General features: G+C 64.9%; 13 protein-coding genes. 3 read left to right on the forward strand and 10 right to left on the reverse strand.

Going from position 1 to position 16,840, the window contains the following annotated elements; genetic code table 11:
* Positions 1–16 precede the first annotated feature (16 nt).
* The 8 genes from ACE103_RS28375 to ACE103_RS28410 form a co-directional block, all read right to left on the reverse strand.
* Positions 17–559: a tripartite tricarboxylate transporter TctB family protein gene (locus ACE103_RS28375; RefSeq protein WP_375775748.1), complete on the reverse strand. Its 543-nt coding sequence runs from the start codon at positions 557–559 to the stop codon at positions 17–19.
* A gap of 76 nt (positions 560–635) precedes the next feature.
* Entirely contained in the window at positions 636–1,736 is a 1,101-nt protein-coding gene (mtnA, locus tag ACE103_RS28380; RefSeq protein ID WP_375775749.1) for an S-methyl-5-thioribose-1-phosphate isomerase, read from the reverse strand.
* Positions 1,733–2,608 carry an S-methyl-5'-thioadenosine phosphorylase gene (locus tag ACE103_RS28385; protein ID WP_375775750.1) on the reverse strand — a complete coding sequence of 292 codons (876 nt, stop codon included), beginning with the start codon at positions 2,606–2,608 and terminating at the stop codon, positions 1,733–1,735. Before ACE103_RS28385 ends, mtnA begins: the two co-directional genes overlap by 4 nt.
* 277 nt (positions 2,609–2,885) lie before the next feature.
* Positions 2,886–3,863 (reverse strand): Bug family tripartite tricarboxylate transporter substrate binding protein, encoded by a 978-nt coding sequence (locus ACE103_RS28390; protein WP_375781195.1) that lies wholly within the window; start codon positions 3,861–3,863, stop codon positions 2,886–2,888.
* 341 nt (positions 3,864–4,204) lie between these two features.
* Positions 4,205–5,002: an enoyl-CoA hydratase/isomerase family protein gene (locus ACE103_RS28395; protein WP_375775751.1), complete on the reverse strand. Its 798-nt coding sequence runs from the start codon at positions 5,000–5,002 to the stop codon at positions 4,205–4,207.
* Between the two features lie 46 nt (positions 5,003–5,048).
* The gene (locus tag ACE103_RS28400) at positions 5,049–6,245 is read right to left on the reverse strand and encodes a pyridoxal-phosphate-dependent aminotransferase family protein (RefSeq protein WP_375775752.1); all 1,197 of its coding nucleotides are present in this window, start codon (positions 6,243–6,245) and stop codon (positions 5,049–5,051) included.
* 129 nt (positions 6,246–6,374) lie between these two features.
* A complete protein-coding gene (locus ACE103_RS28405; RefSeq protein WP_223969133.1) occupies positions 6,375–7,658 on the reverse strand; it encodes an MFS transporter in 1,284 nt (427 codons plus the stop codon).
* Positions 7,659–7,702: 44 nt separating this feature from the next.
* Positions 7,703–8,905, reverse strand: a complete 1,203-nt coding sequence (locus ACE103_RS28410) for a pyridoxal-phosphate-dependent aminotransferase family protein (protein ID WP_375775753.1) — start codon at positions 8,903–8,905, stop codon at positions 7,703–7,705.
* A 132-nt stretch (positions 8,906–9,037) separates the two neighbouring features.
* Here ACE103_RS28410 and ACE103_RS28415 point away from each other — a divergent pair, with 132 nt between their 5' ends.
* From ACE103_RS28415 to ACE103_RS28425, 3 genes are all read left to right on the forward strand, one after another.
* Entirely contained in the window at positions 9,038–9,790 is a 753-nt protein-coding gene (locus tag ACE103_RS28415) for a GntR family transcriptional regulator (RefSeq protein WP_375775754.1), read from the forward strand.
* Positions 9,791–9,885: 95 nt separating this feature from the next.
* Complete coding sequence (locus tag ACE103_RS28420; protein ID WP_375775755.1) at positions 9,886–12,864, forward strand: FAD-binding and (Fe-S)-binding domain-containing protein; 2,979 nt, start codon at positions 9,886–9,888, stop codon at positions 12,862–12,864.
* Positions 12,857–13,285 carry a heme-binding protein gene (locus ACE103_RS28425; RefSeq protein WP_223969127.1) on the forward strand — a complete coding sequence of 143 codons (429 nt, stop codon included), beginning with the start codon at positions 12,857–12,859 and terminating at the stop codon, positions 13,283–13,285. The genes ACE103_RS28420 and ACE103_RS28425 overlap by 8 nt, the downstream gene beginning before the upstream one ends.
* 514 nt (positions 13,286–13,799) lie before the next feature.
* Here the strand turns inward: ACE103_RS28425 and ACE103_RS28430 are convergent.
* Together ACE103_RS28430 and ACE103_RS28435 are read right to left on the reverse strand one after the other, a co-directional pair.
* Positions 13,800–14,579, reverse strand: a complete 780-nt coding sequence (locus tag ACE103_RS28430; RefSeq protein ID WP_375775756.1) for an enoyl-CoA hydratase/isomerase family protein — start codon at positions 14,577–14,579, stop codon at positions 13,800–13,802.
* Positions 14,580–14,656: 77 nt separating this feature from the next.
* Positions 14,657–16,756 (reverse strand): molybdopterin oxidoreductase family protein, encoded by a 2,100-nt coding sequence (locus ACE103_RS28435; RefSeq protein WP_375775757.1) that lies wholly within the window; start codon positions 16,754–16,756, stop codon positions 14,657–14,659.
* Between the last annotated feature and the right edge of the window lie 84 nt (positions 16,757–16,840).

Here is a 16,840-nt window from a genome sequence, read left to right on the forward strand (position 1 = left end):
AATCCCGTCGGTTAGCTCAGTAGCCGAAGGCCGCTTCGAGCGGCCCCTTCGGCATGATGACGTCGAATGCGATGTCGAAGGTCACGAACATCGCGGCGGTGAAGATGAAGGCGGTGAGCAGCGACTTCCACAGCGCGATCTTGCCGACCAGGCGCATGAAGCCCGCGATCAGGAGAAAGCTCGCGACATAGAGGCCGAGATATTGGGTGGCGAAGCAGAACAGGAAGGTCGGCACGAACACCGCCATCACCCGGCGAAGCTGGGCGCGGGTGACGAAGGTCTCGGCAGCCTCCCGGCGCGAGACGAAGGCCGCGCCGAGACCATAGAGGCTGGCGGCGCCGAGAATCACCGAGAGATAGAACGGAAAATAGCCCGGCTGCGGCCCGGTCGAATCCCACGATGCGCCGGTGCGCCAATTATCCCAGCCGAGCACCAAGGCGAGCGCGAGCAGCAGCAGCGAGACGATGACGTCGACCGCGCCGGTAGAGACGACGGCGGGCGAGTTCTCTTCAGGCGCGGTCGGATCGTCGACGACGATCTCAAGTTCGGTGTTGGACATGGACTGGACGGTCTGGGTTGCGAGGGCAACGATTGGGATAGCGTGCTGAACCAATCACCGTCAATGCAGCCTTCAGCTAAGCAGTGGAACGTTCGGGAAATGCGCTCGCAAGCGCAGCACGAGTAGCGCCGAGGACGCCGCGCTCGGTGATCAATCCCGTCACCAACCGCGCCGGCGTGACGTCGAAGCCGAAATTGGCCACCGAAGAGCCGTCCGGAACCACGCGCACGGTCTCGATCCGTCCGTCCGCCGTGCGCCCGGTAAGGTGCGTTACCTCACTGGCCGCACGCTGCTCGATCGGAATCTGCCTGACGCCATCGTCGATACTAAAGTCGATGGTCGGCGACGGCAGCGCGACATAGAACGGCACCTCGTTGTCGTGCGCCGCGAGCGCTTTCAGATAAGTCCCGATCTTGTTGCAGACATCGCCATTGGCGGCGACGCGGTCGGTCCCGACGATCGCAAGGTCAACCATGCGATGCTGCATCAGATGGCCGCCGGTGTTGTCGGGGATCACGGTATGCGGCACGCCGTGGTGACCGAGTTCCCATGCGGTGAGCGAGGCGCCCTGGTTGCGCGGCCGCGTCTCGTCGACCCAGACATGGACCGCAATACCGCGGTCATGCGCCTGGTAGATCGGCGACGTCGCCGTTCCCCAATCGACGGTTGCAAGCCAGCCGGCATTGCAATGCGTCAGCACATTGACCGGCTCGCCCGGCTTCTTGGTCGCGGCGATTTTTTCGATCAGGCCGAGGCCGTGGCGGCCGATCTCGCGGTTGATCTCGACATCCTCATCGGCGATCTCGCGGGCGCGGGCATAGGCCGCTTCCGCGCGGGCGGACGCGGCGAGCGGCGCGAGCGCGCGTTGCATCTCGTCAACAGCCCACTTCAGATTGATCGCGGTCGGCCGGGTCGCGGCCAACATCTTGCCGGCCCGGTCGAGCGCCGCATCGGAGGCATCGGCGCGCATCGCAAGCGCCATGCCATAGGCTGCGGTCGCGCCGATCAGCGGCGCACCGCGCACCAGCATCGAGCTGATGGCCTCGCCGGCCTCCTCCGCCGTCGTGATCTTCGCAACAATGAACTCGTGCGGCAATCGTCGCTGATCGATCGCGCCGACCGACCAGCCGTCGGGTTCGAGCCAGATGCTGCGAAAATGGCGACCGTCGACTTTCATGCGCGCAACACCCTTCCGGCGACGGCATCGAGCTTGGCAAGCAGCTGCGGATCGCGCGCCGTGGGCGCCGTGATCAGCGCGGTGTCCAGCGCCCGGTCCGAACCGATCGGACACGGCTCGTGCGCGCGCGGGAAATCCCGCGCCAGACGCGCGACCAGCGCCTTGGCCTTCTCGGCGTTCGAGTTCAGCACGCGGATGATATCCTGCACCGTCACGGCATCATGCGCTGGATGCCAGCAGTCGAAATCGGTGACCATCGCCACGCTGGCGTAGCAGATCTCGGCCTCGCGGGCGAGCTTGGCTTCGGGCATGTTGGTCATGCCGATCACCGAATAGCCCTGCGCCTTGTAGGTCAGGCTTTCGGCGAGCGAGGAGAATTGCGGCCCCTCCATGCAGAGATAGGTGCCGCCGCGCGCGAACGCGATGCGCTCGGCTTCGGCCGCGGCGGCGAGGTGCATCACCAGCAGCGGCGACACCGGATGCGCCATCGACACATGCGCGACGCAGCCCCTGCCGAAGAACGAGCTCTCGCGCTTGTGCGTGCGATCGACGAACTGGTCGACCAGCACGAAGGTGCCCGGCGGCAGCTCTTCCTTGAAGGAGCCGCACGCCGACAGCGCGACCAGGTCGGTGACCCCGGCCCGCTTCAGCACGTCGATATTGGCGCGATAATTGATGTCGGACGGCGACAGCGCGTGTCCCGGGCCGTGCCGCGGCAGGAACACGATCGGCAGTCCCGCCATCTCGCCACGGCGCAGCGGCGCCGACGGCTCGCCCCACGGGCTTGCGATGGTTTCATCCCGGACATTTTCCAGGCCCGGCAGGTCGTAGATGCCGGATCCGCCGATGATCCCCAACACGGCTTTGGTCATGATCGCTCCTCACAGTCCCGCAACGGCGACGGAGGGGTGACCCAGCCCGATCGGGCTCGCCGGACGTTCGGCCATACTGCGGCGCAATATCGATGGGGCGGCGACGCGATGCAAGGCGATTTCGAACGGAAGGTAAAGCAATCAGACGGGTCATTCAGGGGCGATGCGAAAGCATCGAACCCGGAATCTCGAGATTCCCCGATGCGCCTTGCGCATCTGAGGTTCACGCTTCGGGTGCCCCGGAATGACGACGTAGAAATGTACGACAACGGCAACCTTATTTCGCGACGAAGCCTGCGGCATTCATGAGCGAGGCATTCTGCTTGTCGTCATCCTCGAGGAACTCGACCATGTCCTTGCCGGTGAGGAAGATCGGCTTCAAGGCCTGCTTCTCCATGTAGTCCTTGTATTCGGCCGTCTGCGTCACTTTCTGGAACAGGTCGACATAGAATGCCTGCTGCTCCTGCGTGACCTTGCCCGGCAGGAACATCGCGCGCAGCATCAGATACTGCACGTCCAGCCCCTCTTCCTTGCAGGTCGGGATATCGTTCCAGGATTGCGTGTCGGTGACCTTGGTCTTGTAGGAGATGCGCTCCTTGTCGAACACGCAGAGCGCGCGAACCTGTCCGGCACGCCAGACTTCGAGGTTTTCGCTGGGATTGTTGACGTTGGACTCGGTGTGGCCGCCGACCAGCTGGGTCGCGGCCTCGCCGCCGGACTTGTAGGGCAGATAGGAGAATTTCGCGCCGGTCTTCTGCTCCATGAAGACGGTCAGCACGTGATCCTCGCGCTTGGAGCCGGTGCCGCCCATCTTGAACGGCGCGCTCGCCGCCTTGGCGGCCGCGATGAAATCCTTCACCGTCTTGGGGCCGGAGGCATTGTCCCACAGCACGAACTGGTCGAGCGCGATCACCGACACCGGCGTGAGGTCGCGCCAGTTGAACGGAATCTTGGCCGACAGCGGCAGCATGTAGATCAGCGAATAGGCGATCAGCACCTTGTTGGCATCGCCCTCGCTGGACTTCATGTACATCAGCGCTTCCGCACCCGATGCGCCGCCCTTCAGCGACACCACCATCGGCTGCTTCATCAGATTGTTCTTCTGGATCGCCGCCTGCATCATGCGCGCCATCTGGTCGGACGCGCCACCAGCGCCCGCCGCAACCACGATCTCGACCGGCTTGCTCGGCTCCCAGCCGGCGAAGGCCGGCGTGCTCAGCAGCAAGGCCGCGATGGCCGCCGTGGTTTTCACAATCTGTCCCACGTGTTCTTCCTTATCTATTTGTTCGGCTTCGCAAAACCGTCGAGGTGGCGAGTTTGGCGTCATTGTGCCGAGAATGCAGGTGAGTTCAAGCCGCCGAACTGCCGCATGACCTATGACTTTGGAATGAGGCGGGTGTCGTTGCTTCGCTCGCATCGACAAACGGTGTCATCGCCCGGCTTGACCGGGCGATCCAGTATTCCAGAGGCAGTCGCTGTTGAAAGGCAGTCGCTATTGAACCGATGGGCCGCGGCGTACTGGATCGCCCGGTCCATGTGCGCAATTGCGCACAGGCCGGGCGATGACAGATGAAATGGGGACGATCCTCGCAGCCGTTACTTGCCCTTGAAGTTCGGCGCGCGCTTGTTGAGGAAGGCGTCCATGCCTTCGCGGAAATCCTCGCTCATGTAGGCGCGCAGGATCAGGTCTTCGCCCTCGTCGCGCGACAGCGTGCGGCGGATGCGACGCACCGCTTCCTTGGTCACCTCGAGCGTGATCGGCGCATGGCTCGCGACGAGCTGCGCGGTCTCGGTGACGCGGCGTTGCAAGGTTTCCACATCGGGGACGACTTCGTTCAGCAGCCCGAGCGCCAGGGCTTCGGGCGCCTCGACCAGGCGCGCCTTGAAGATCAGGTCCTTGGTCCGCGCCGGACCGACGAGCGAGACCAGCCGCGAGATGTTGGACATCGACAGGCAGTTGCCGAGCGTACGCGCGATCGGGAAGCCGATCCGCGTCGCCTCGGTACCGATGCGGATATCGCAGCATGCGGCAATGCCGGCGCCGCCGCCGGTGCACGCGCCGGCAATCGCCGCGATGACAGGCACGCGGCACTGTTCGAGCGTTCCCAGCACGCGGTCGATCCGCGCCTCGTAGTCCAGCGCATCCTGCGCGGTCTTGAACGCCCGGAACTGCGAGATGTCAGTGCCCGAGGCGAACGCCTTGTCGCCGGCGCCGGTCAGGATCAGCGCCTTGATGGAGCGATCCTGATTGATGTTCTCGCAGATGGTGGCCATCTGCTCGTACATCGCAAAGGTCAGCGCGTTGCGGGCCTGCGGCCGGTTGAACGTGATGCGCGCGATCCCATCCGCGACGGAGTAGATCAGGTCTTCGGTCGGTGCGACGGGCGCGTTCATGTCTCGCTCTTTCTGTTCTTTGCGATGAGGTTTCAGGCCAGCCTACTCAAGCAACGGCTTTCGACGCCTGCGACGGGTCGCGTCCCTTGAGGACCTCCATCGCCGCCAGCACGCCGCCACTGCGATGCGGCACCTTGGCGAGATCAAGACCCATCTCGACGCCGGACAGCGTGCCCATCAGCATCAAATCGTTGAAGTGGCCGATGTGCCCGATCCGGAACACCTTGCCCTTGACCTTGTTGAGGCCGGTGCCGAGCGACATGTCGAAATTCTCCAGCACGACCTTGCGGAAGTGGTCGGCATCGTGGCCGTCGGGCACGCGTACCGCGGTCAGCGCCGGCGAATGCGCGCCCTGCTCCTGGCACTGCGTCTCCAGCCCCCAGACCTTGATGGCGGCACGGGTCGCTTCGCTGTGGCGCTTGTGGCGGGCGAAGACATTGTCCAGCCCCTCCTCCTCCAGCATCTTCACGGCCTCGCGCAGACCGAACAGCAGGTTGGTGGCGGGCGTATACGGCCAGGTGCCGGCCTTGTTGATGTTGATGACCTCCTGCCAATCCCAATAGGAGCGCATCCCCGGATTGGCCTTGGCCACCGCCAGCGCCTTTTCCGACACGGCGTTGAAGCCGAGACCGGGCGGCAGCATCAGCCCTTTCTGGGAGCCGGCGATCGAGACGTCGATGCCCCAGGCATCGTGTTCGTATTCGAGCGAGCCGAGGCCCGAGATCGTGTCGACCATCAACAGCGCCGGATGCTTCAGGGTGTCGAGAATCTTGCGGACGTCGCGCGGATAGGTGACGCAGGCGGTCGAGGTCTCGTTGTGGACCACGCAGACCGCCTTGATCTTGTGCGCCTTGTCGGCGGCAAGCCTCGCCTCGATCTGCTCGAGATCGGCGCCGTGGCGCCAGTCGCCCGGAATGAAATCGACGTCGAGCTTGAACTTGTCGGCGATGCCGTGCCACAGCATCGCGAACTGGCCGGTCTCGCACATCAGGACCTTGTCGCCCGGCTGCAGCGTGTTGACGATCGCGGCTTCCCAGGCGCCGGTCCCCGACGAGGGGTAGATGATCACGGGCTGCTTGGTGCGGAACACACGCTGCATCGCGGCAAGCACGGCAAAGCCGATCTCGGCGAATTCGGCGCCGCGATGGTCCATGGTCGGCATGTCCATCGCCCGCAGCACCCGGTCCGGCACGTTGGTCGGTCCCGGAATCTGCAGAAAATGCCTTCCAGTATGCACGGTCATGAGCGTCTTTCCCGGTCTTGCCTTGGTCTTGGTAAGCCGCTCGCATATCACTATTCGCCGGGTTTGTCCTAGGCCCGGCGGGGGGCCGTCATGCATATCTGACGGCGCTCCGCGGAGGCCGGCAGCCGCTCATTCGGCGGCCACCACCTTGCCCGGCACCACCGATTCGTTTGCCTCCTCGAACGGGCGCTCGGGGTGCATCAGGAACGCCGAGAAACCACCGAGCAGCAGCAGCCCCATCGACATCAGGAACGGCAGGTACCAGTTCCCGGTGGCGTCGATGACGAAGCCGGCAACCAGCGGCGAGACGATCGCCGCAAACGCCGAGCCGCTGTTCATGAGCCCAGCCGCGGTGCCGGAATATTTCGGCGCGATGTCCATCGGGATCGACCACATCGGGCCGATCACGAGCTCGGCGCAGAAGAAGCCGGCCGACAGGCAGAGCGCGACCACCGTGATGTCGTGAACGAACAGGATCGGCATCAGCGAGAGCAGCGCGCCCGCGAAACCCACGACAGTCACGCTGAGTCGCGCCAGCCGCACATTGCCGGTGCGTTCGAGGATGCGGTCGGAGATGACACCGCCGATGCTGTCGCCGACGACGCCGGCAAAGAACACGCCGGATGCGAACAGGGCCGAGTTCTTCAGATCGAGGCTGTAGTTGTTCTTGAAGAACAGCGGCAGCCAGTTGAGGTACAGCCACAGGCACCAGCCGTAGCAGAAGTACGTCAAGGTCACCGGCCACATCCGCTGCAACAGCGGGCCCCACGGCACCTTCGGCCGCTCGCCTTTCGGCCGCGGCGGCAGCGTCGCAAGCTCGGCCGCGGTGATCGAACCATGGTCGGCCGGCTGGTTGCGGAAGTACCAGACCCACACAACACCCCAGATCAGGCTGACGATGCCGAGCGCGACGAAGGCGCCGCGCCATGTCAGCCAGAGGATCAGGAGCGCGACCACCGGCGGGGTCACCGCGTTGCCGAGCCGTGCGAAGGCGTGTGTGAGGCCTTGCGCGAAACCGCGGCGGTTCGCGGGCGTCCAGTACTGCATCGCGCGGGTCGCAGTCGGGAACGTCGCGCCTTCGCCGAAGCCGAGCGCGAAGCGCGCGACGAACAGCGCGGCGAGACCATGGACAAAGCCGGTCATGATGGTCGCCGCAGCCCAGATCATGCCGCACCAGAACAAGGTCTTGCGCGGCCCGAAACGATCGCCGACCCAGCCGCCGATCACCTGGAACAGCAGATACGGATAGGCGAAGGCCGAGAACACCAAGCCAAGCTCGGTGTTCGACAGACCGAGCTCCTTCTGGATCTCGCTGGCCGCGGTGCCGATGTTGACGCGGTCGACATAGGTGATGAAATACATCACGCAGAGCATGGCCAACACGACATGGGTGGCCTTGAACCGAAGCCTCATATCCTTCCCCTCCCTGATCCGCGATTTTTTAGTTGTTGGTGTCGCTACGTGCTGACCACCTTCAGATGCGACGCGGCGTTGCGTTGATCGCGCTGCTCGAGCAGCCGCATCGCCGCCTCGACGCCGCCCGAGCGGTGCGGCACGCCGGCAACCGACAGCCCCATCTCGACGCCGGTGAGCGCGCCGAGCAGCGTCAGCTCGTTGCACTCGCCGAGATGACCGATGCGGAACACCTTGCCGGCGACCTTCGACAGGCCGGCACCGAGCGACATGTTGAAATTGTCGAGCACAGCCTTGCGGAACGCATCGGCATCATGGCCGGGCGGCATCATCACCGCGGTCAGCACCGGCGAAAACTCCGACGGCTCCTGACAGAGATTCTCGAGCGCCCATTGGTTGACGGCCGCGCGCGTCGCGGCGGCGAGCCGCCGATGGCGGGCGAACACGTTGTCGAGCCCCTCTTCCAGCAGCATCGCGATCGCCTCGCGCAGCCCGTAGAGCAGGTTCGTCGCCGGCGTATAGGGGAAGAAGCCCTTGGCGTTCGGCTTCAGCATTTCCTCCCAATCGAAATAGGAGCGCGGCATCTTGTTGGTGCGCGACGCGGCGCGGGCCTTTTCCGAAATGGCGTTGAAGCCGAGGCCGGGCGGCAGCATGAAACCCTTCTGCGAGCAGCTGACGCTGACATCGACCTTCCACTCGTCGTGCCGGTAGTCGACCGAGCCGAGCGAAGAGATGGTGTCGACCATCAACAGCGCCGGATGGGCGGTGCGGTCGATGGCGGAACGGATGTCGGCGATCCGGCTGGTCGTGCCGGTCGAGGTCTCGTTGTGGACGACCATCACCGCCTTGATGCTGTGCGCGGTGTCCGCGGCGAGCCTTGCTTCGATCAACGCAGGATCGGCGCCGCGCCGCCAATCGCCGGCAATGAAGTCGACCTCGATGCCGAAACGGCCGGCGAGCTGCCGCCACAGCGTGGCGAAGTGCCCGGTCTCGACCATCAGGACCTTGTCGCCGGGCGAAAGCGTGTTGACGATCGCGGCTTCCCAGGCGCCGGTACCCGACGACGGGAAGATCACCACCGGGCCTGCGGTCTGGAAGACCTTGCCGCTTCCCTCGAGCACAATGCGGCCAAGCTCGGCGAACTCGGCGCTGCGATGGTCGATGACCGGCATGTCCATCGCGCGAAGAATGCGATCCGGAACGGGGCTCGGCCCCGGAATCTGCAGAAAATGGCGTCCTTGATGCATGAGAACCTCCCAATCGCCGGATTTCGGCTCCTCGGGTAACCATTTTGCATTCATTTTTTGTATTATCAATCGAATTTTGGTATTCGATTGTGGAGATCGACGCGACCGCGCCGGCAAATTATTGTTCAGAATATGAAATCTGCGATTCCCGAGACCGGGGTTCCAATCACCCAACCCGCCGCCGGCAGCGGCAGCGACCGCCATGAAGTCTCGCTTCACGGCGAGATCCTGCTGCGGCTGCGCGACTATGTGGTGGAAGGCAACATTCCCGAAGGTGCTCGCGTTCCGGAACGCCAGCTGTGCGAAATGCTGGGGATCTCCAGGACGCCGCTGCGCGAGGCCCTCAAGGTGCTGGCCGCCGAGGGCCTAATCGAGCTGTTACCCAACCGCGGCGCGCGGGTGCGCCAGCTCAGCCAACGCGACCTCGAGGAGCTGTTCGACGTCATGGCCGGGCTGGAAAGCCTGGCCGGACGGCTGGCCTGCGAGGCCATTACGGACGAGGAGATCGCCGCGATCGAGCGGCTGCATTACGAGATGTACGGCCACTATCTGCACCGCGACATGCACGGCTATTTCCAGACCAACCAGCAGATCCACGAGAGCATCGTCGCGGCCGCCCGCAATGAGACGCTGAAGACGACCTACGCCAACTTCGCGGGCCGGATCCGGCGTGTGCGCTACTCCGCCAATTTCGCCCGCAAGCGGCAGCGCTGGGCCGAGGCGATGCGCGAGCACGAGGCGATCCTCGATGCGCTGCGCCGCCGCGCCGGCAGCGAGCTCAGCGACATCCTGTTCGCCCATCTGCGCAACAAGCGGGGCGCCGCCCTCGAGCACCTCGCCGAGGGGCCGGACGCCGCCCCAGAGGCGACGCCTCAGGGCAGCTAGTTGCTCATTTTGAATTCATAATATAATTATCGGCTCAATCGAATGAATAATTCCCGGGCAATATGGATTGCGCCGCGGATCACATCGGATCTGGGATGAAGAACGCCTCCTCGCTCGAACAGCGCCTGCGGTCCGACCTGACCGGCGACGTGTTTTTCGATGCCTTCAACCGCGGCCGCTACGCGACCGATGCCTCGTTCTACCAGATCATGCCGGCCGGCGTGGTGGTGCCGCGCACCGTCGACGAGGCGCTGCGGACGCTGGCGATCGTCCGCGACGCCGGGCGGATCGTCACCCCGCGCGGCGGCGGCACCTCGCAATGCGGCCAGACCGTCAATGACGGCATCGTGGTCGACCTTTCCAAGCACCTGAATCGGATCCTCTCGCTCGACGTCGAGAACCGCATCTGCGTGGTCGAGCCTGGCATCGTGCTCGACGACCTCAACCGTCAGCTGAAGCAGCACGGGTTGTGGTTTCCGGTCGACGTCTCGACTGCGTCGCGCGCCACGATCGGTGGCATGGCCGGCAACAATTCCTGCGGCGGCCGCTCGTTGCGCTACGGCACCATGCGCGACAACACGCTATCGATGGACGCGGCGCTCGCCGACGGCACGCTGCTGCATTTCGGCGAGGTGCCGCGCGACCTGACGCGGGTCAATGCTCCCGACAGCGGTGAGAGGCTGTTTCGCGACATGCTCGATCTTGGCGAGCGCGAGGCGGCCGAGATCGCGGACAAATTCCCCAAGGTGCAGCGCCGCGTCGGCGGCTATAACCTCGACGCGCTGGTGCCGCGCAATGCGCCGAACAACATGGCGCATCTTCTGGTCGGCTCGGAAGGCACCCTCGCCTTCACGACGCAGGTCGAGCTGAAGCTGTGGCCTGTGATCCGCAACAAGGCGCTCGGCGTCTGCCATTTCGGCAGCTTCTACGAGGCGATGGATGCGGCCCAGCATCTGGTCAAGCTGCGGCCGATCGCGGTCGAGCTGGTCGATCGCACCATGATCGCGCTCGGCCGCGAGATCGCGATGTTCCAGCCGATCATTTCCGCCGCCGTGCGCGGCGATCCGGACGCGATCCTGGTGGTCGAGTTCGCCGAGGAGGATCAGGCCGAAAACCTCGCCCGCCTGAAGCAGCTCGACGAACTGATGGGCGATCTCGGCTTCGGCTGGGACAGACCGCAGCGCAAATGGGGCGGCGTGGTCGAGATCGTCGAGCCCGCGCTGCAGGCCGGCATCGCAGATTTCCGCGCGGCCGGGCTCAACGTCATGATGTCGATGAAGCAGGAGGGCAAGCCGGTCTCGTTCGTCGAGGATTGCGCGGTGCCGCTGCCGCATCTCGCCGACTATACCGAACGGCTCAATGCCGTGTTTGCCAAGCACGGCACCCGCGGCACGATGTATGCGCATGCCTCCGAAGGCTGCCTGCATGTGCGCCCGGTGCTCAACCTCAAGCTCGATAAGGACGTCAAGGCAATGCGCGCCATTGCCGAGGAAGCCTTCGCGATGGTGCGCGAATACAAGGGCTCGCATTCCGGCGAGCACGGCGACGGCCTGGTGCGCTCGGAATTCCACGAGACCATGTTCGGCGCGCGCATCGTCGCCGATTTCCGCGAGGTCAAGCAGCGCTTCGATCCGGACAACACGCTCAACCCGGGCAAGATCGTCGATCCACCGAAAATGGACGACCGCTCGCTGTTTCGTTTTTCGCCGGATTATCGCGTCGGCGAATTCAAGACGGCGCTCGACTGGTCGGCCTATCCCGGCGCCGGCGGCGGCTTCCAGGGCGCGGTCGAGATGTGCAACAACAACGGCGCCTGCCGCAAGCTCGAAGGCGGCGTGATGTGCCCCTCGTATCGCGCGACGCGCAACGAGAAGGACGTCACCCGCGGTCGGGCCAACACGCTGCGGCTGGCGATCTCGGGCCAGTTGGGTGCGGACGCGCTCGCCTCCGACGAGATGATGGACACCCTGAAACTCTGCGTGTCCTGCAAGGCCTGCCGCCATGAATGCCCGACCGGCGTCGACATGGCCAAGATGAAGATCGAGGTGCTGGCCGCCCGCGCCGCGTCGCACGGCCTGTCGCTGCGCGACCGGCTGGTCGGCTATCTGCCGCGCTATGTCGATCTCGCCTCGCGCTTTGCGCCGCTCGCGAACTGGCGCAACAAGAGCCCGCTGCTGCGTGCGCTGTTCGAGGCACTCGCCGGCATCAGCGCGAAACGCGCGCTGCCGGAATTTCGCCGCGACACCTTCCGGCCGGACGCCGAGGTGCTGGGTCCGCCTGAGGGGCGCGAAGTCGTGCTGTTCGCCGATACGTTCAACCGCGGCTATGAACGAGAAAATCTCGACGCCGCGGTCGAGGTCCTGGTCGCCGGCGGCTACCGCGTGCATCTGCCTCGGCCATCAGGCGGCGGCCGCCCGCCGTGCTGCGGGCGAACGTTCCTGTCGGCGGGTCTGGTGGAGCAGGCCCGTGCCGAACTCGAGCGGCTGGTTGCGACCTACGCGCCGTTCGCGGCGCGCGGCGTGCCGATCATCGGCCTCGAGCCGAGCTGCCTGCTGACCCTGCGCGACGAGCTGTTGTCGCTGCGATCGGACGACGCCGCCAAGACCGTCAGCGCCCACGCCCTGCTGTTCGAGGAATTCCTGGTGCACGAGGCCGAGGCCGGGCGCCTCGCTCTGCCGCTCGGCGCGGTCGCCGGCAAGGCCGTCGTACACGGCCATTGCCACCAGAAATCCTTCGGCGCGTTCAAGCCGGTGGAGAAGGTGCTGCGCCTCGTGCCGGGCCTCGACGTCAAGACCATCGAGTCGAGCTGCTGCGGCATGGCCGGCGCATTCGGCTATGGCGCCGACACCTATCAGGCCTCGATCGAGATGGCCGAGCTGTCGCTGCTCCCCGCGGTGCGCAGCGCGGATCCGGACACGCTGATCGTGGCCGACGGCACCTCCTGCCGGCACCAGATCAAGGACGGCAGCGGGCGTACGCCGCTGCACGTTGCCAGCGTATTGGCGATGAGCCTGAAACGTGCGACATCGAAATCCGACCAATTATTGCCGACAAAGGAAAAGGCCCATGGCTGAGCTCACTCTCGACACCGCCCGCAAGATTCTGGATGCCGCACTCGCCAAGGGCGTCGAGAAGAAGCTGAAGCCGCTGGTGGTCACCATCCTCGACGCGCGCGGCGCGGTGAAGGTGACGGCGGCGCAGGACGGCACCAGCCTGATGCGGGCCGAGATCGCCCATGGCAAGGCCTATGGCGCGCTGGCGCTCGGGATGGGATCGCGGGCGCTGTATCAGCGCGCGCAGGAGCAGGCCTATTTCATCGATTCCGTGAACACGCTGGCGCAGGGCCGGCTGGTGCCGGTCCCCGGCGGCGTCCTGATCATGGACGGCTCGACCCTGCTCGGCGCCGTCGGCGTCAGCGGCGACACCTCGGACAATGACGAGATCTGCGCCGTGGCCGGCATCGAAGCCGCCGGCCTGAAGGCCAACGCGGGTTAGAGCGTTTTCGAGCGAAGTGGATACCGGTTCGCGTGAAGAAAACGCGTCAAAACAAGAATCTAGAGCCCCGTTCCGATTCAATCGGAACCGTATAGGCTCTAGCGTGCGATGGCCATCGCGCTCCCTCACCTCGTTCTCCCGGGGAACGGGTGCGCGGCGCGCTCGCGCAATTTCGGTATAATAGAATAATGCCGCTGATTTGCCCGACGTGTCAAGCTGCCGCGTCGAACGCCGGCAGCCGCCCGGCTACTGTGCATGGGGTTGTTTTCGATATTTTGATACTGCGCGGCTGAGAGGACGTGAAGCTTTGTCCTCATCCACTGTTGTCGTGGCCCGGCCTGTGCGCAAATTGCGCACATGGACCGGGCGACCCAGTACGCCGCGGCCTATCGGCTCAAGCACAACCGTCTCTGGAATACTGGATCACCCGCATGCGCGGGTGATGACACTGACCAAGCCAATTCCGTCACCCTGAGCGGCCGTATGCAGCGAGGCGAAGCGGCACAGTGATGCCTCAGCGCCCCGTCCAGGTCGGCTTGCGCTTCTCGCCGAAGGCCTTGAGGCCTTCCTTGGCGTCCTCGGTCATCGCGAGCAGCGCGATCTGGCTTTCGGTGTAGGCGATGCTCTCGTCGAACGACATCGACGCGATCGCCCGCATCGCGTATTTGCCGCGGCGGATCGCGGTCGGCGACTTGTCGACGATGCGGCCGATCAGCCAATCGACCTTGGCGTCGAGCTCGGCCGCCGGCACGACGTAGTTGAGCAGACCCGCGGCCTGCGCGGTCTTCGCATCGAACGGCTCGCCGGTCAGCGCCCATTCGTTGATCAAACGTGCGGGGGCGATCGATTGCAGCAGGCTCAGCACCTGCATCGGAAACACGCCGACCTTCACCTCCGGCAAGCCGAAGATCACGCCATCGGCGGCCACCGCCATGTCGGTCATGCACAGCAGGCCCATGCCGCCGGCCATGCAGACGCCGCCGACCCGCGCGATCGCGGGCTTGGTCGCGTTCTGCGACAGCCGCAACAAATCAGCGTAGTCGACATTCGGACGCGAAAAATCCATGGAGAACGCGGCGCCACTGTTCTGCAGATCGGCGCCGGCGCAGAACGCCTTGTCACCTGCACCCGTCAGCACGATGACGCGCACGTCCTTGTCGTCATGCGCCTCGCGATAGCCCTTGGCGATGCCCGCGATCACACCGGCATTGAGCGCGTTGCGCTTGTCCGGGCGGTTGATGGTGATCCAGAACGCCTGCCCGCGCTTCTCGAGAAGAACGCTGTTGTCGGTCATGTTTCCTGCCTGTTTTTGCCTGTGCGCTATTGCTAGCGCACATTTGCGGCAGGATCGGCGCCGACTGCAAGCAGGAATTAAGCGGCGGCGGACGCCTTCCTGATCCAGACCTTGTTGTCGTGGAACGCGGCGCCGCCGAGCGGTGCGACGGCCTCCGCCCCGGTCAGCATGTTGATGCCGCGCCCGCCGATGTGGGACTTGTTCGGATGGATCGACTCGGCGATCAGCACGCCGCGGCGAACGCCATCGAACAGTTTTGCAGTCAGCGTGGTCTCGCCGCGCATGTTGCCCAGCGTCACGGCCTCCCCGTCAGCGATCGACAGCGCGGCCGCATCATCGGGGTGGATCATCACGGTCGGCGCGCCCTCGCGGGCCTGCGACGACGGCGTTTCGTTGAAGCTGGTGTTGAGGAAGCTGCGCGACGGCGACGTCGCGAGCCGGAACGGATGCTGCGCGTCCGCCTCCTCGATGATGGTCCAGTGGTCGGGCAGCGAGGGCATCTTGTCCCACGCGCCCATCAGCCCGCCCGCGCCGACCGGGACCTTGCCCCAATCGACCTTGAAGTGGAACTTCTTGTCGGCATGGGCAAAGCCGTCGAGATAATGCGAGGTGCGGAAATCCGGCTGCAGGTCGCGCCAGATATCGGCCTCCAGCGTCTCGATATCGCCGTGCCCGCTTTTCTTCAAAGTTGCGTCTATCAGCTGGCGCGGCGTCATGTCGAAACCGGGATGCACCGCATTGAGCCGGCGGCCGAGCCCCTGCAGCACCTCGTGGTTGGAGCGGCACTCGCCGGGCGGATCGATCAGCTTCGGGCCGACCGAGATATGCTGATGACCGCCGCCGTAATAGAGGTCGTCGTGCTCCATGAACATCGTCGCCGGCAGCACTATGTCGGCCATCTGCGCCGTCTCGGTCATGAACTGCTCGTGCACCGCGACGAACAGATCCTCGCGGGCAAAGCCCTGGCGCACCAGCGCCTGCTCGGGCGCCACCGTCATCGGATTGGTGTTCTGGATCAGCATCGCCTTGACCGGCCCGCCGCCCTTCAGCGCCTCGGCATCGCCGGTCAGGATGCGGCCGATCTTCGACTGGTCGAGCACCCGGGTGGTGGGATCGATCGCGTCGTGGCCTTCGATGATCGACTCGTCGAAGCGCCAGATGCCGGCATTGTTGAAGAATGCGCCGCCGCCCTCATGTTGCCAGGCGCCGGTCACCGCAGGAATGCACAGCGCGGCATGCATCTGCGCGGCGCCGTTGCGGCTGCGGGTGAACCCATAACCAAGGCGGAAGAACGAGCGCTGGGTCGTCCCGACCAGCCGCGCGAATGCCTCGATCTCCTCGACCGGCACACCCGAGATCGCTGAGGCCCATTGCGGCGTGCGGGTCTTCAGATGCGCTTCCAGTTCGTCCGGGCAATCGGTATAGCGCGCGAGATAATCGCGATCGGCAAATCCCTCGCGGAACAGCACGTGCATCACGGCGCAGGCGAAGGCGCCATCGGTTCCCGGCCGCAGCAGGATCTTGATGTCGGCCTGCTTCATGGTCTCGTTGTTGTAAACGTCAACCGCCGCAATCTTCGCGCCGCGCTCCTTCCGCGCGCGCGATGCATGCGTCATCACGTTGACTTGGGTGTTCACCGGATTGGTGCCCCAGATCACGACGAGATCGGAGACGCCCATCTCGCGCGGATCGACGCCGGCGATCTTGCCGGTCCCGGCGGCGAAGCCGATGCGCGCGATGGTCGAACAGATCGTGCCATAGAAGCGCGAATACTTCTTCACATGCGACAGCCGGTTGAGGCCGTCGCGCATCACCAGCCCCATGGTGCCGGCGTAGTAATAGGGCCAGACCGACTCGGCGCCGAATTGTCGCTCGGCGGCGTCGAAACGCGCCGCGATCTCGTCCAGCGCCTCATCCCAGGAAATCCGCGCGAATTGGCCGGAGCCCTTCGGGCCGGTCCTGCGCAGCGGATGCATCAGCCGTTCGGCATGATGAATCCGCTCGGCATAGCGCGCGACCTTGGCGCAGACCACGCCGGCCGTGTAGGTCTGCCGCTTCGAGCCACGCACCCTGCCGATCGAGCGCCCTTCGATCACCTCGACGTCGAGCGCACAAGCCGAGGGGCAGTCGTGCGGACAGGTGGAATGGCGGATGTCGATCTTGGCATGCTGGTTCATGCCAAATTGGTAACATCAAATATCCGCTCCGCCGAGGGGCATTATTGACCCAATCCGGGCGAAAACCGCGCATAAGCCATGCGG

Origin of the sequence: Bradyrhizobium sp. ma5 (assembly GCF_042258955.1) — a bacterium.
Taxonomy (GTDB): Bacteria; Pseudomonadota; Alphaproteobacteria; order Rhizobiales; family Xanthobacteraceae; genus Bradyrhizobium.

What these genes read in the sequence shown, in the direction of transcription:
- ACE103_RS28375 (WP_375775748.1), bottom strand. Translation starts at nt 559, where the DNA reads ATGTCCAACACCGAACTTGAGATCGTCGTCGACGATCCGACCGCGCCT.
- mtnA (WP_375775749.1), bottom strand. Translation starts at nt 1,736, where the DNA reads ATGAAAGTCGACGGTCGCCATTTTCGCAGCATCTGGCTCGAACCCGAC.
- ACE103_RS28385 (WP_375775750.1), bottom strand. Translation starts at nt 2,608, where the DNA reads ATGACCAAAGCCGTGTTGGGGATCATCGGCGGATCCGGCATCTACGAC.
- ACE103_RS28395 (WP_375775751.1), bottom strand. Translation starts at nt 5,002, where the DNA reads ATGAACGCGCCCGTCGCACCGACCGAAGACCTGATCTACTCCGTCGCG.
- ACE103_RS28400 (WP_375775752.1), bottom strand. Translation starts at nt 6,245, where the DNA reads ATGACCGTGCATACTGGAAGGCATTTTCTGCAGATTCCGGGACCGACC.
- ACE103_RS28405 (WP_223969133.1), bottom strand. Translation starts at nt 7,658, where the DNA reads ATGAGGCTTCGGTTCAAGGCCACCCATGTCGTGTTGGCCATGCTCTGC.
- ACE103_RS28410 (WP_375775753.1), bottom strand. Translation starts at nt 8,905, where the DNA reads ATGCATCAAGGACGCCATTTTCTGCAGATTCCGGGGCCGAGCCCCGTT.
- ACE103_RS28415 (WP_375775754.1), top strand. Translation starts at nt 9,038, where the DNA reads ATGAAATCTGCGATTCCCGAGACCGGGGTTCCAATCACCCAACCCGCC.
- ACE103_RS28420 (WP_375775755.1), top strand. Translation starts at nt 9,886, where the DNA reads ATGAAGAACGCCTCCTCGCTCGAACAGCGCCTGCGGTCCGACCTGACC.
- ACE103_RS28425 (WP_223969127.1), top strand. Translation starts at nt 12,857, where the DNA reads ATGGCTGAGCTCACTCTCGACACCGCCCGCAAGATTCTGGATGCCGCA.
- ACE103_RS28430 (WP_375775756.1), bottom strand. Translation starts at nt 14,579, where the DNA reads ATGACCGACAACAGCGTTCTTCTCGAGAAGCGCGGGCAGGCGTTCTGG.
- ACE103_RS28435 (WP_375775757.1), bottom strand. Translation starts at nt 16,756, where the DNA reads ATGAACCAGCATGCCAAGATCGACATCCGCCATTCCACCTGTCCGCAC.